This is a genomic window from Candidatus Berkiella cookevillensis (genome assembly GCF_001431315.2).
Lineage (GTDB): Bacteria > Pseudomonadota > Gammaproteobacteria > Berkiellales > Berkiellaceae > Berkiella_A > Berkiella_A cookevillensis.
The window spans coordinates 533,406-549,204 of sequence record NZ_LKHV02000001.1 but is presented as its reverse complement, the minus strand read 5'-3'; the positions used below and the strand labels follow the sequence as shown (position 1 = coordinate 549,204).

The 15,799-nt window shown below is 38.9% G+C and carries 7 protein-coding genes; 3 read left to right on the top strand and 4 right to left on the bottom strand.

Features of this window, described 5'->3' with window-relative positions; all coding sequences use genetic code 11:
* Nucleotides 1-106: 106 nt before the first annotated feature.
* Genes alaS through recA form a run of 3 tightly spaced genes read right to left on the bottom strand, consistent with a single transcriptional unit; the run spans nt 107 to nt 4,303 of the window.
* Nucleotides 107-2,716 carry an alanine--tRNA ligase gene (gene alaS / locus CC99x_RS02375; RefSeq protein ID WP_057625498.1) on the bottom strand — a complete coding sequence of 870 codons (2,610 nt, stop codon included), beginning with the start codon at nt 2,714-2,716 and terminating at the stop codon, nt 107-109.
* 47 nt (nt 2,717-2,763) lie between these two features.
* Entirely contained in the window at nt 2,764-3,198 is a 435-nt protein-coding gene (locus CC99x_RS02370; RefSeq protein ID WP_077065493.1) for a regulatory protein RecX, read from the bottom strand.
* The gene (gene recA / locus CC99x_RS02365) at nt 3,185-4,303 is read right to left on the bottom strand and encodes a recombinase RecA (RefSeq protein WP_259596555.1); all 1,119 of its coding nucleotides are present in this window, start codon (nt 4,301-4,303) and stop codon (nt 3,185-3,187) included. The genes CC99x_RS02370 and recA overlap by 14 nt, the downstream gene beginning before the upstream one ends.
* 130 nt (nt 4,304-4,433) lie before the next feature.
* Here recA and mutS point away from each other — a divergent pair, with 130 nt between their 5' ends.
* Entirely contained in the window at nt 4,434-7,034 is a 2,601-nt protein-coding gene (gene mutS, locus CC99x_RS02360; protein WP_057625497.1) for a DNA mismatch repair protein MutS, read from the top strand.
* A gap of 10 nt (nt 7,035-7,044) precedes the next feature.
* Nucleotides 7,045-8,052: an adenosine deaminase gene (locus CC99x_RS02355; RefSeq protein ID WP_057625525.1), complete on the top strand. Its 1,008-nt coding sequence runs from the start codon at nt 7,045-7,047 to the stop codon at nt 8,050-8,052.
* A gap of 24 nt (nt 8,053-8,076) precedes the next feature.
* Here CC99x_RS02355 and CC99x_RS02350 read toward each other — a convergent pair whose 3' ends face one another.
* Nucleotides 8,077-8,772 (bottom strand): Ulp1 family isopeptidase, encoded by a 696-nt coding sequence (locus CC99x_RS02350; RefSeq protein ID WP_057625496.1) that lies wholly within the window; start codon nt 8,770-8,772, stop codon nt 8,077-8,079.
* A 385-nt stretch (nt 8,773-9,157) separates the two neighbouring features.
* Here CC99x_RS02350 and CC99x_RS02345 point away from each other — a divergent pair, with 385 nt between their 5' ends.
* A complete protein-coding gene (locus CC99x_RS02345) occupies nt 9,158-15,283 on the top strand; it encodes a RasGEF domain-containing protein (RefSeq protein ID WP_057625495.1) in 6,126 nt (2,041 codons plus the stop codon).
* The last annotated feature ends 516 nt before the right edge of the window (nt 15,284-15,799 follow it).

Here is a 15,799-nt window from a genome sequence, read left to right as displayed (position 1 = left end):
TTCTAAGATGTTTAAAATTTTAGGCAAAATTTGAAGATTTTCCACTATTAGCCTATCCACTTTTTTAACCACTTTCTACAAAAAGCTGACAAATTCATGACTTTTCTTAGTGGTTAGCCTTAAGCTTGGCTTCTATCCACTCAGGTACAGAGGCTAAGGCCACTTCTAAGCACTCTGGTTTACTCCCTCCTGCCTGTGCCATATCTGGACGTCCTCCTCCAGAGCCTCCCACTTGAGCAGCTAAATGCCCTATCAGTTCACCCGCTGATACTTTTTGTGTGCAATCCTTCGTAATACCGACAATCAGCTGAACTTTAGCGTCTGAAACAGTTGCAAGCACAACAATACCGGATTTGATTTTATTTTTTAAATCGTCTACCAATTGTCGCATCAACTTAGGATCTACACCGTCTAATTTTTTTACCAGTACTTTCATGCCCTGAATCGTTTGAGCATTACTCACTAAATCACCACCGGATTGTGAAGCCAATTTATGCTTAAGGCCTTCGTTTTCTTTTTCGACTACTTTCAAACGTGCAAGTAAATCATTTGATTTTTGCAAAATATTTTCATCATCTGCTTTAAAGTTCTCTTGCAACGCCACTAAGGTACTTTGCTTATTCTTCAAATAATTCAAAGCACCAAAGCCAGTGAGTGCCTCAATACGGCGCACGCCTGCTGCAATACCCAACTCTTGCACAATCACGAAAAGGCCAATATCTCCTGTTCGCTCAACATGTGTACCACCACATAATTCAATGGAAAAATCTCCACCCATTGAAAGTACACGTACTGTCTTACCATATTTTTCACCAAAGAGTGCCATGACGCCTTTTTTGGTTGCTTCATCAAAAGCCATTTCTTCTATGATAACAGGGGTATTTTCCAAAATCTTCTCATTCACAAGCAGTTCAATCTGCTTTAACTGTTCTACGCTCACCCCTTCCGTATGAGAAAAGTCAAAACGAAGGCGATCAGCACTTACCAATGAGCCTTTCTGAGTAACATGGGTGCCTAAAACCTTTCTTAAGGCAGCATGTAATAGATGTGTCGCAGAATGATTACGACGCGTCGGCTGCCTTGTCGCTTTATTGACTTTGGCTACTACGGGCATCTCTTGACTTAGTACACCTTGTCGCACAATACCTAAATGCAAAATAGCCTGTTGTGATTTTTGCGTGTCACGTACTTCAAAACTGCCACCTGCAAAAGTAATTTCCCCGTGATCTCCTAGTTGTCCGCCTGATTCTGCGTAAAAAGGTGATATGGGTAACAACACAATGCCTTCTGCCCCTTCTTCTAAGCGCGTGACCACTTTACCTTCATGTACTAATTTTAACACCTGTGTTTTTTCTTCTAAGCTTGTGTAGCCGGTAAATATGGTTTTCTCATCAAAACTTAATTGTGTATTGTAATCCACCGAGAATTGACTGCTGGCACGTGCACGCTCTTTTTGTGCCATCATCAACACTTCAAAACCTTGCATATCGATGGCAATGCCCTTTTCTCTTGCAACATCTGCCGTTAAATCGATAGGAAAACCATAAGTATCGTAAAGCTTAAAGGCAAGATCGCCTGAAATAACAGCATTTTCACATTCATTCATGCCTGCTTCTAATATCTTTAGGCCTTGCTCAAGGGTTTTCTCAAACTGTTCTTCTTCACGTAACACGACCTTTTCAATTTGCGCGCGCTGCTCAATCAATGCGGGATAGGCATCGCCCATTAATTCGCACAATGTGACAACCATTTTGTAAAAGAATGCTTTCTTTGCACCCAATTGACCACCATGTCGTAATGCACGACGCATAATACGTCTTAATACATAACCTCGCCCCTCATTTGAAGGCACAACGCCATCTAAAATTAAAAAGCAGGTTGCACGAATATGATCAGCTAAAACTAAGTAACTCTTGTGCGCAATATCATGTTCAGGCAACAGTGTATGTGCCCGCTTAATCAATGCTTGGAACAAATCAATTTCATAATTACTATGCACGCCCTGCATCACAGCGGCCATACGTTCTAAGCCCATGCCTGTATCAACCGATGGCTTGGGCAAAGCTGTCATGCTACCGTCTTTCGCACGGTTAAATTGCATGAAAACTAAATTCCAAATTTCAATATAACGATCACCATCCGCATCTTCACTACCTGGAGGGCCACCAGGAACATGTGGACCATGATCATAAAAGATTTCTGTACAAGGCCCACAAGGGCCTGTATCACCCATTGCCCAAAAATTATCTTTTTCCCCACAACGAGAAAAGCGCTTGGGATCGATCTTCACATCATTCAGCCAAATATCTTCTGCCTCAGCATCTTCCTTAAATACAGATACCCATAGTTTCTCTGGCGGAATTTTGAGTTCTTTGGTTATAAAATTCCACGCGAAGTGAATAGCCTCTTTTTTAAAGTAATCACCAAAACTGAAATTGCCCAGCATTTCAAAAAAGGTATGATGGCGTGCTGTATAACCCACATTATCTAAGTCATTATGTTTACCGCCTGCTCTCACACAACGCTGACTACTCGTAGCTTTCGTATAGTCACGCTTATCTTGCCCTAAAAAAACATCTTTAAACTGCACCATACCTGCATTGGTGAACAACAAAGTTTCATCATTATGGGGTATCAATGAACTACTAGGCACAACGGTATGACCATTTTTTGCAAAGTAATCTAAAAATGCTGCTCTTAAGGCACTTAACTTCATTTGTTCACCTAAAATTTCGAGTACTGTTTGTTTAATTGTGACTATTGTTATGCGAAAACAATATGTTCCGGTAAAAATCCACGTTGAATTAAAAATCGATATTGCTTGCTTTGCTCTTGCATGTTTTGGGGTTTATCTTCACCAAAACGTTTTATTTTTGCTTGTTGGGCAACTTGAACCCAATCGATTATCTGCCAATCTTCATCTTTCTCAATTTCTCTTTGAGCAATACCATGCCGTTGTAATTCTGCAATAATTTTAAGAGGGCCAACGCCTCGTTGGCTTCTCGTACGGACAATACTACCAATAAATCGAGACTCACTGAGTAAATCTTCTTGTTCGAGTACGTCTAACACTGCGTTAATGGCCATATGATCAAAACCACGTAAAGCTAGTTTTTGAGCCAAGTCACGACGCGAATGCTCGCGTCGTGCCAATAGCCGAATTGCCGCTATTTTGACAAGATTTTTAGGACGCATCATCCTCGGTCGCTTTTTCTCCCACTGCTTTCTTGCCAACGACACGACGCGCTTCCTTTTTGAGAGGCGCAATAGCTGCTTTCTCATCTGCCGTTTTTGCTTTCGTTGCTGCAAGAGAATTAGGCAGCAATTGAGCACGAATTTGCTGCTCTATTTCTTGTGCTAATTGTGGATTTTCAACGAAATAGGCTTGCGCATTTTCCTTGCCTTGACCAATACGATTGCCTTTATAACTGTACCATGCACCTGATTTTTCGATTAATCCAAGTTTTACACCAAATTCAATGACTTCACCTAAACGTGAAATACCTTGGCCATACAAAATCTCGAATTCTGCTTGTTTGAAAGGAGGCGCTACCTTATTTTTTACTACTTTAACGCGTGTTTCACTGCCTGTTACTTCATCGCCTTTCTTAATTGAACCTGTGCGACGAATATCTAAACGAACAGAAGAATAAAACTTCAAAGCATTACCACCTGTTGTGGTTTCTGGACTACCAAACATCACACCAATTTTCATACGAATTTGGTTAATGAAAATAGCCAATGTATTGGTACGCTTGAGATTTCCGGTTAGTTTGCGCAAGGCTTGAGACATCAAGCGTGCTTGCAAGCCAACATGATGATCGCCCATTTCCCCTTCAATTTCAGCTTTAGGGGTTAAGGCAGCGACTGAGTCAACAACCAAGACATCAATACTGCCAGAACGTACCAGCATATCTGCAATTTCTAAGGCTTGCTCACCCGTATCTGGTTGAGAGATTAATAAATCTTCAAGGTTAACACCTAATTTTTCAGCATAAACGGGATCTAAGGCATGTTCCGCATCAATAAAAGCAGCAACCCCACCTCTGCGTTGACATTCTGCAATCACTTGCAAGGTAAGTGTTGTTTTTCCTGAAGATTCTGGGCCATAAATTTCAACGATTCGGCCTCGTGGCAAACCACCTACCCCAAGCGCAACGTCCAACCCTAATGAGCCAGTTGAGATGATCTCAATATCAGGCATGTCATTTTTATCGCCTAGTCGCATAATCGAACCCTTGCCAAACTGCCGATCGATCTGCATCAACGCTGCACTTAGTGCTTGCTTCCTATTTTCGTCCATTACTTGGCCCCTTAAGTCACGAAATTAACATATATTCTAAATAATTAAAGAATTATTATTGCACAGAAACATAGCAGAAAAAATTTTTGCTATTATAGTCCGTAAATAAATAGAAAAGTTAGATATTCTTATGACAAATAATAAAAAAGAAGTAACCTCTGCTCACACCCCAATGATGCAACAATATTTGAACATTAAAGCACAGTACCCTAAAACACTTTTGTTCTATCGTATGGGCGATTTTTATGAATTATTTTACGATGATGCCAAGAAAGCAGCTGAGTTACTTGATCTAACTTTAACCGCACGTGGCCAATCTGCTGGTGAACCCATCCCGATGGCTGGCCTTCCCTATCATGCGTCAGAAAGCTATCTTGCAAAACTCATTCAGCAAGGGGAATCCATTGCTATCTGCGAACAAATCGGCGATGCAACGAGCAAAGGCCCCATGAAACGAGAAGTCGTCCGTGTACTCACACCTGGCACAGTGACAGATGAAGCTTTATTGGATTCTCACAAAGAAGCTTTGCTATGCGCACTTTATCTCACAAAAGATAAAGTAGGTATTGCCACACTCGAATTGGCCAGCGGAAGGTTTGCACTTTCTGAAACAACCGTTCAGAACTTAAATAATGAATTGGCTCGATTACAACCTGCAGAAGTCCTATTACCCGACTCTTTTGCCAGCAGAGCCAACAGCGAACACACAAGTCAATTAACACGTGTTCGATGCCGAACTCGTCCAGAATGGGATTTTGATTACCAAGGCGCTTGCCATGTATTATGCGAACAATTCGGCGTAAAATCCCTAAAAGCCTTTCAATGTGATACTCTCACACTCGGCATACAAGCCGCTGGCGCGATACTCAGATTCATTCATGAAACACAAGGCAAGCAATTAACCCATATCCATCGCATTGAAGTCGAAACAGAACACGCGCTCTTACAACTTGATAATCATACGCGCAGAAATTTAGAATTGACCCAAAATTTACAAGGGAATCGAGAATATACGCTTATCTCTGTATTAGATAAAACCAAAACCCCCATGGGCAGCCGATTACTCAGTCGCTGGTTGAATCGCCCTATTACAAATACCACCCTTTTAAATGAGCGTTATGATTCTATCACTGTACTACAACAAAAATATGCACTTGATGAATTACAAACCATACTCAAGAAAATAGGCGACATGGAGCGTATCCTGGCGCGCATTGGTCTCCAAAGCGCCAGACCACGCGATCTCGTGAAATTGAAAGATGGCTTGATGGCGCTGGTGGACTTAAAGAAACGGCTTAAACACCCACTGCCTTTTATGAAAAATATGCCTCTTATGCTGCATGAAAACGTGGTAGAAACTTTGGAATGCGCCATCATTGATAATCCTCCAATGATTATACGAGATGGTGGCGTTATTAAGCCTGGTTTCGATGCCACACTGGATGAGCTGCAAGCGCTCAGTGAACACAGCGAAGCTTTTTTAACCCAACTGGAAATCAAAGAGCAACAAGAAACCAAACTAAGCACTTTAAAAGTTGGTTACAACCGCGTACATGGTTTTTACATTGAACTCAGTCGACGTGAATCAGACAAAGTGCCCAAACACTATCAAAGACGACAAACCCTTAAAAATACCGAGCGCTTTATTACTGAAGAATTAAAGGCATTTGAAGACAAAGTACTTAGCGCACGAGAAAAAGCATTACAACGAGAAAAAGCCCTTTACGAAGAAATACTGCGTGGGTTATTGAAAGATCTAACCAGCATGCAAACAACTGCAAGCCACTTAGCGGAACTCGATGTTTTGGTTAACTTGGCCGAAAGAGCACAAACCTTAAATTACAGTAAACCAATGCTCAGTTCAGATGCAAGGATACAAATCAAAGCCGGCAGGCACCCCGTCATTGAAGAGGCTGTCTCACAAGTAGCCTTTACTCCCAACGATCTACATTTTGACGCAGACACCAAGATGCTACTCATTACTGGCCCCAATATGGGTGGTAAATCAACTTATATGCGCCAAATTGCGCTCATTGTTATTTTGGCACATATTGGCAGCTTTGTACCCGCACAAAGCGCTACTATTGGCGCTATTGACAGAATTTTTACGCGCATTGGTGCACAAGACAATCTTGCCCAAGGCCATTCAACCTTTATGGTTGAGATGACAGAAGCTGCAAATATTTTACATTATGCGACTGAAAAAAGCTTAGTACTCATGGATGAAGTAGGACGTGGTACCAGTACTTTTGATGGACTTTCTTTAGCATGGGCTTGTGCTTACGCCTTAAGCCAAAAAATTAAAGCTTATACTTTATTTTCCACCCACTATTTCGAACTCACACAATGGTCACAGAGCTATCCAACTATTAAAAATGTCCATCTGGATGCCCAAGAGAAAGATAATACCCTGATTTTCATGCATACCGTATCACCAGGTCCCTTAAATCGCAGCTTTGGTATTCATGTTGCAAAACTTGCGGGTATTCCTCATGAGGTGATTCATTTTGCAGAGGCTGTTTTGCAAAAATTAGAGCAACAAACAATGAGTGGTGCCCAAACACCTACGCCCATGTCCAGCACACCCAGCAAAGCTAAAAAACAGAATCCAAACCATCGTAAAATAATAGAAACACTAGGCAAAATAGATATTAATCAACTACGGCCTATTGATGCATTGCAAGTATTGGAAAATTTAAAAGCAATTGCTGAAAATGAACCTGTTGTATAAAGGAGCACCTATGACTCAACAACTCATTTATGCCCTTCCCAAAGCAGAACTACATTTGCACATTGAAGGTACCTTAGAACCTGAATTAATGTTTAAATTAGCGCAGAGAAATAAGATTAAAATACCTTTTGCTTCACCAGAAGAAATTAAAAAAGCATATGATTTTCATAACTTACAGTCTTTTTTAGATATCTATTATCAAGGCGCAAATGTATTGCAAAACAGTGAGGATTTTTTTGATTTAACCTGGGAATATCTAAGGCGCGTACATCAAGATAATGTAAAGCATGTAGAAATATTTTTTGACCCACAAACCCATACAGCGCGTGGCATTCCCTTTGAAACTGTCATAACGGGCATAAAGCAAGCCTTAGACAAGGCGCAAAGAGAATATAAAATGAGTTCTTATCTTATTTTATGCTTTTTAAGACACCTCTCTGAAGAAGAGGCCTTTGCGACACTTAATCAAGCGCTCCCCTTTAAGCATTGGATTAAAGCAGTAGGATTAGATTCCAGTGAAATAGGACATCCACCCCAAAAGTTTGAGCGTGTTTTCAAGCAAGCCATGCAAGAAGGATTTTTAAGCGTTGCACATGCAGGTGAAGAAGCACCCGCTGATTATATCTGGCAAGCATTGGAATTACTCAAAGTTCAACGTATTGATCATGGTGTACAATGTATCAATGATGATAAATTAATAGATTATTTAAAAGATAAGCAGATCCCACTCACGGTATGTCCTCTTTCCAATATCAAATTAAAAGTTTTCCATTCAATGCAAGAGCATACGCTCAAAAAACTCTTAGACAAAGGCTTATGCATCACAATTAATTCAGACGACCCCGCTTATTTTGGAGGATATATTAATCAAAATTTTCAGACAGCAGCAGAAAATTTGCATTTAACTAAAGCAGAATTAATTACCTTGGCAAAAAATAGTTTTAAAGCAAGCTTTTTACCAGAACATGAAAAAACACAACACATAGAAAAGATTAATAATCTGACACTCTCAACATAAAGACTAGTCGTTGGATCATCACGACTAATTTAAAGCCTTTTGTGCAATAATGGTCTTAGCAATTTCTTTTCTGAATTTTGTATAGTCCATCATATAATGCTTTAATTCTTCCGTAGTCGGCGTTTGTCCGTGCGAACAATAGTGCTGTGCAAATATCTTAGCCCAATAGCAAATCGCCGGCCCACAGTCATAATCATTTAATTGGCTTGGGATTTGGATGTGTTCTGCAATTAGCTGTTCATCAAGCACACCTGGCAACAATTGCTTCACTAAAGGGTAGGCATATTGCCGATAGATATCAAAGCTATCATCATTTTGGAATAAATTATAACTATCTAGCATATAAATACTAATATCCTGCTTAGCAGCATACGATTGATCAATGATAATTAAATGCCAATGGCTATTCACAAGAAGAGGCCAAAATATTAGCTGCGTTTTTGCAAGATCAAAATTAACGCGCCGTGTTGTTTGGCTTGAGATTACCGCTATTTTAGGACTAAATTTGATCAATGTTTTAAAGAAATCGTTCACAATCTCTTCATTAAACCAAGCACGTTCTATTGTAAACTCCCGTGTCAGTAAGGGCAGCAATAATCTGTGACTATACGGCACTTGCGGCTGACTGAAGGTTGCTGACACTGCAGCATAACAGCGATCTAATGTTTCTGTTAGGCAAAGTAAATCACTTATTTCATATATATTATTTTGTGTTTTCATGCATGTTTAAAAATCAGAGATACCAGATAGATTATTTATTGCCCTGTATTATGCCGATTTATCAAAAATTTTCCACACAAAAACCACTTCATTTAGAGATATATGACGAAAGGTTAGAAACAAATGATTAAGAACTTATTGTTTTATATCTTAAAGATAATTCGCATGAATGATTCCAAACACTCATATTTCTTCAAAGAATAGGTGCAATTAATCTAATATAGCAAGCACTCAATATTATGGGATTGGCGCATTTCATATTTTCTTAAAACAAGCATATACACCTTTATCCTATATTCAATGAACTATCCCCTTTCTATATGGTCTTAATTGGAAACAAACTATATTGCACAATGCGATGTTCAAATAACCAGGGGTTAATGTTATGACGCAAGATTCAAAGAAAGCTAAGGTGCAATCTAAAGACATACAGCAAAGTTTGAGCAAGAAAAAACTTAAAAAAATCGGTCAAATAACAACAGGAGAAGTAGTTACGCCAGAAGAATTCGCTGCTTCGCTTAGACAATTTAGCTTACAATACCTGCCAGAGATGACACCTGAACAATTACAAATGGACCAAAGAAAAAAGGGCCAACGAGGCGCATTAGACAGTCATATTGATGCACAAGAAAAATTAAAGCAATTTGTTGTTTTAGATCTTCTAAGACAGGAAAATCCTAAAAATATGCAGAAAACCTTTGATTTTTACCTGAAAGTATTAGAAGAAAGTATAAAAAATAACGATTTTCAATCTGCAGCCACATTGTTGGGCGCATTGAAAAGCCCTTCTATTCTGAGACTCAGAAAAGAAGAAATTATCTTGGCAAAAGTTGGAGAACCACCCAAGGTCATTGATGCAGGAGATAATAAATGTATTAAATTAAATAATGAACAAATAGAGCTTTTATGTGACGCAGAACTACTATTTAGTGGTAGTAATATATTCGAAAATTATAGAAAAAAATTAAACGAACTACGAGCACAAGATAAACCTTTTGTACCGATGACCAGTACTATTCAACAAGTTTATGCCCAAGCACTCGGTGGCAGTAAAACTTATAAAGAGGCCGACATTGATAGCGATCTTTCTCGTGATAAAGAAAGTGCTCGCAAGCAAATTGCTGAGGCAAAACAAGATACAGCGCTCATTACTATTCTTAATGATTTTCAGGTAATTGACAAATTTGATAGCTTTTCAGATAAAAGAAGTTCAGATATTTTGCCTAGAGGTCAAGATGCTCCTCTAGTTTTTAAGGAAACACGCCCCTTTCATAAAACTGCAAAACAACCAGAAATGGTTTCTCAAATGAATAGTTTATTTCAAATTCAAAAACTGAAAAAAACGCAGATACAAAACTCATCAGATCAAAGCTCTAAAAAAACTACCCGCATAGAAAAAAATTCCGCTACTCCAATTTCAGAAATCTCTCTCTTAGTAAAGCCTATCGGTAATTTTGCAATTTATTCAGATCCAATTGAACAACTCATGTCTGGATGGAAACAGAGCACCGCTGCAGAGCAACAACCTTATACAACAAAAGAATTTGATGATATTGCCACAGCATTGATTTTCAAAATGCCAGCACAAGAAATTATAGATCGTCTTGCCGCCATCAGAACAAGAGCGCAAGCTGAAGATGGTCATCTTCAGTTAACAACCGCTGATGATCAACTTAATTTTATCTCACAAACCATGATGCTGATAGGTAGTATTGCAAAAATTTATCCAGATGCCTTCACTGAGTGTAAGTTTGATGCTCTCACTCGTAATAGCAACCTGTCAGAACATGCCATACACGCTGTTATTAAAGCCTCAACTCATAAAATACAACCGATTGAAATGACTGTTATCCCAAATCCTTTAACCATTGATGACTATTTAAGTACCAAAGTTATAGATAAACCAGAAACTGCCCGCGCCATGGCTCAAGATTTATTCAGAAGTAACTTAAAGTTAATGACTCAAATACAACCACAAGAATGGATCAACCAAAATTGGACTCGCGGAAAAAGCCCTAATATTTCAGCAATGGCTGATTGTTTTAATGGTTTAGAAGCCATGGTGCGACAAGATATTCTATTTGCTCGCTCCGAAAAGCATCAAGACAGAATTTTTCGATTCTATATCGAAGTTTTAGATCAAGCCCTTGCAAATCATGATTATTTATCTGCCTATGCTATTGGTGCAAGCTTACAACATACTAGCATTAGCAGATTGACTTATCTTGGCAATGATAAACGATCTACCGAAGTACTGGAGAAGTTTAGAATACTCTCCAATCCTACTGAAAATAAAAAAGCTTATAACACTGAACTCATGTCTTTGGGAAATACAGCATATGTACCCAATATATCGTTTTTATTACAAACCTTCACATTTATTGATGATGGCAATCCAGATAACCTAAAAATAGGCGATTCAGAGTATACCAACCTAATCAAAATCAGTATGGATGGCCGAGAAATTAATAACTTCCAAAAACAACAAGCAGCAGCCCAAGCTTACCTGGCAACATTACCAGCCAATAAACCAATACTAACAACCGATGTTTCTACACGTATAACAAATCCCTATTTAGATGCAGAAGAAGCAGAAAAACAATCCCTTGCTGTAAAGCCCAGAGGCGAAGGCGCACAACCTACTTTTTCTCAGGAAAGAATCGATTTATTACAAAGCTCCATCCCTAGCATGGCGACTGTAAAAAAGGCTTTGACAGATCATATTAGTAAAAGAATCCAAGAATGTGAAAATATAAATCAAGCTCCTGAATTTATAGAAGCAAAATCCAAGGGAAAGCATCTTAAATTTAGCCACAAAATAAATTCACAAGGTGAAATTGAGCTTAGCTTTGAAGCATTAACACTCTCACATTTAAAAACCATTCAAGGTGGTCATTTTTCAAAATTGTTTGCCAAAGAACTTAAGGATGAAGGATATTCAATATCAGATGCTGACTTACAAGCCGGAAAAGTAATTCTCAAAGGTACTGATGTTGTAAAATTCTTAAATGCAGCAGGTGTTACTGCGGCAGATATTACACTTGCTTATGAGGGTAAAGGTTTCGATCCTAGTATCTTAAGCAAACCACCAATGACACACTCTACAGGCGCATCAACTGCTGCGCTTGAATCTATCGCACAAGAGGAATTAGAGCAAGAGATAGACAACGATGCTGACGAACTATTTTCAGTAAAAAAATCTGATTTAGGAGTAACTATTGATGTTCCATCAATAGAAACAATTTTTCCCTCAGAGGAAGAAGAAGCACCAACTGAAGAAGAAGAGGCAAAAGCTGAAACAAAAATTGAAGGTCGCCCACGCAGAGGTGATGATGTTTCAAGACAACCTCCGCGTCCAAATACAGACATCCTACCACAACCTAAAGCAGAGGAATTAGAGCAAGGTATGGATAACGATGCTGACGAACTATTTTCGGTAATAGATACAACCCACACAATCAAAGAATCTCTTTCAGAAGAGGAACAAAGTGAAGCTGAGGAAACAGAGGTACGCCCAAGAGCTATGAATCCTGAATCTCCCCCTGTGTTTGTTGACCCTGCCATAACAAAAAGAACCCATATATTAAAGGAATTCGCAGCAACTGAAGAAAGCTATTTAAAAAATTTATCTTACATAGCAGACAATGAAAAAGCTATTCATAATATAATTGAAAAAAGCCCATACATGTCTGAAGAGCAAAAGAAAACTTATAAAGAATTCATAAGCATTTTAACAAGCATACATACCGCCAATCAAAATATCTTAATTGATCTGGAATCCCTCAAAGATCTCTATGATGCAAAACCAATCAATGCAAAAGAAATACAAGAAACGATTGAGCGAATTCAAAAAAATATGACCATCATTGTCCCGTTTTATGGTAGACATGCTGAACTCTTTAGCAAAGTAAATACACCAGAATTTCTAGACGCTTTTAAGCAAGTTACAAATCCCAAAGCTGTTCCAGAACAACAAGATTCAACTGCCAAGAATATTAATAAAGTACTTACTATAGCTGGAAGCTCTCTAAATTGTTTTGATATTGGAATCACACCCATACAAAGATACCCAAGATATTGCCTGCTTACTCAAGATCTCTTAAAAAATACCTCTGAGGCACACCCAGCATATACAGCAACATCAGAATTATTAGATGCTGTACTAAAATCAGCAGACAAGATAAACACCTTTGTTAAAGCCAGAGAGAGGGTCAACAATATCGGTCAATTCTTAGCTATAAAAGCAGATAATCCAAAATTAGATTCCAAAAAGACGCTCAAAATTGAATTTGTAGATTTACCTATAGCCACATCATCTACCACTCTTTTTGAACAACTCAAAGATATTCAAAACTCAGGTGAACACCCAATTCATTTTGAATTACAAGAAAATAAAGATATTGCAAAAAATTCAATTCGAATTTATTTAGATCCTCACAAAGAAGCCATAGCTACCATCTCAATTCTGAAAGAAACTGCTGCGTCCAATCCCAAGATAATCATTGAAACTAAAAAAAATAATCTTAGTTATGATGCCTTAGAAGTCATAAACGGTATAGCGAATTATTTAGAAGATGAATTTAAAAAATCCCCTACTTTCACAAGCAAAGACCCAGAGCTTGTAAAACTTTATACATTATTAAATGACTCTAAAGCACATACGGTGGAGCTAGCTTCTCCTGCTACACAAGATTCTTCTATTGCAGCAAATGATCCCCTTGACCCCGATGAAAAGGAAGAAATGCAAAAACTAGCAGACGTTTTAACGGTTCAATACACAGAACCCAAAGATAAATCTAAAAAGTCCACCTCACCTCATGTTGCTATACTCAATCCAGAGAGCAAATCATCGCTACGTACTACCCCACTTTCTAGTCTAATGGATGAAGAACCACCACTTACGGTTTCATTAGAAGATCAACCAACCTCTCATGTGCTAACAAGTGTATCTAAAATGACAGCAGATCCCATACCCTTGGAAACAGATCCTTCTGTAATACCAATAGACGAAAGCTTGCTCGTAAATAATGAAGAGGCAGAAGAAGAGGTGGTAGATGCAGAAACAACCTTTGATATGCCATCTACCAGCAAAGCCCCCAGCATTTTGCCTCCTCCGCTCCCTATTGGAGCAGTTGTAAAAGAACTTCAATCATTAGAAGGAGAAGCTTTAGATGCAGCCATCACTAAACATCTAGCAAATATGAATGCTATTTTCACTAATCAAAAAATGCCGATGCCTGCTCACGATACTTCAAAGTCAACTGCAGAAATAGGCAAATTATATTTGGATGCACTTGAAGCTAAACAAAAAGAAAATGATAGCCCTATCCTAAAGGGTCATATCCAACTCTTATCAAAAATCCTTGAGATTCAAAAAGAAAAAGCTGCAGCGCTCTCATCAGAGAAAGCTACGCATAGAGTGGATGAAACACCCCCCATAATAAGTCGACCACGAGCACACTCAATGCCTTCAAGCACTACTTCTGAACCATCCATAGAGAGAAAAAGAGCTGCATCGTTTTCTGGCGATACAACACCTATTTGGAAAAAACCACCTTCCAGTATGTCAGACAAACCCTCTGATAAAAAATCAGATACGCCAATCGTACCGCAAAATCCGAGTACTTTTACGAATGACTCAACTAAAGCTAAGACAAAGAGACCGCTCGGAAATGTTACTATCGGTGAGCAAAGAATCAAAGCTCAGACTCACGCACAAACTGATACTATTGCCTCACAAGTGATAGACCCACATTCCGATGCTAAAGTAGATCCATCTACTGTTACCTCACAAGTGGTAGAACCACGCTCTGATGCTAAAGCAGATCCACCTACTGTTATCTCACAAGTGGTAGAACCACGCTCTGATGATAGAACAGATTCACCTACTGTTATCTCACAATCTGATACAACAGTTTCAGTGGAACCCAAGGGCGAACCAAAGAGCCCTCCTTCTAGGCGAGAAACACCGCTCTTACAGCAAAAAATCGGTTTCCCGCCAATGGTCAGTGATGAATTTGGCCAAAGCCAAAATCTCTCTCTTCAAAAATTACATGATTTTGCACAGGCACACCAAAAAGCATTTGATATTAAAGAAATCAAAAAATTTCCTGAGCAACAAAATGAAGGATTAAAAGGTTTAGAATTTGTATTTCAAAGAGATAAATCAGACAGTAAACCTGTCTCTGCTTATGCAACGACAGGGGAAAATCAAAATGTTAAGTTTTCTGTTTCTAAAAGCTTATTTACGCATGATCAAGATGCGGCACAAGAAGCCATATGGAAAATGTGTCGCTTAGCTGTGAATGCAGCAGAGCCTAATGCCGTATTTACAATCCCTGAAAAGATGTCTCCTCCTGAAAAAAGAGAAATGGTTAAAGCCTGCTTCGAAAGAGCCATTCAAGAAGCTTTAGAAAAACCAGATACAAAATTCACAACAGAAACAATACCCAAAGTCGTCGATAAAGCGGCAGAAGACCCGAGAAAAGACACACGTCTAAAAGGTGGCTAAAATATTGAAAGTAGCGATGGTAAACGATCGCAATTAATCTCTTTCTGAGCATATTTGACCCTCACCTGCTTCTTCGAAGCGCCCTCTCCCAAAATTGGTAGAGGGGAAAATGTTCGCATTGCGAACGAAGAAAGACATGACTTCGTATTAGCTACATTTTTGCTCACACTCTAAAATTATTTTTTAATAGAATCCTCGATTCGCGAAAGCGAATCATAACGCCTCTACCAATTTTGGGAGAGGATGGCGAAGCAAGGTGAGGGTTAAATATGAAAGAAGTAAACTTAAAATCTCCAGCATCACCCTCCCTTACTATGCTTGACCTCCATTCAAAAAACTGAGACATCGCCAAAATTTTTTATACTGAAAAAATCATACAATATGTCATGACAGCAAAGGATGGCACCCAGTAGCCTTTTGGCCTACCAGGCGCAAAGCGCCTGTGGATCCCAGATATTTTGCTTCGTAAAACTCTGGGATGACAATCTAGTAGAAATTTGTGGGAATATCTCAGCT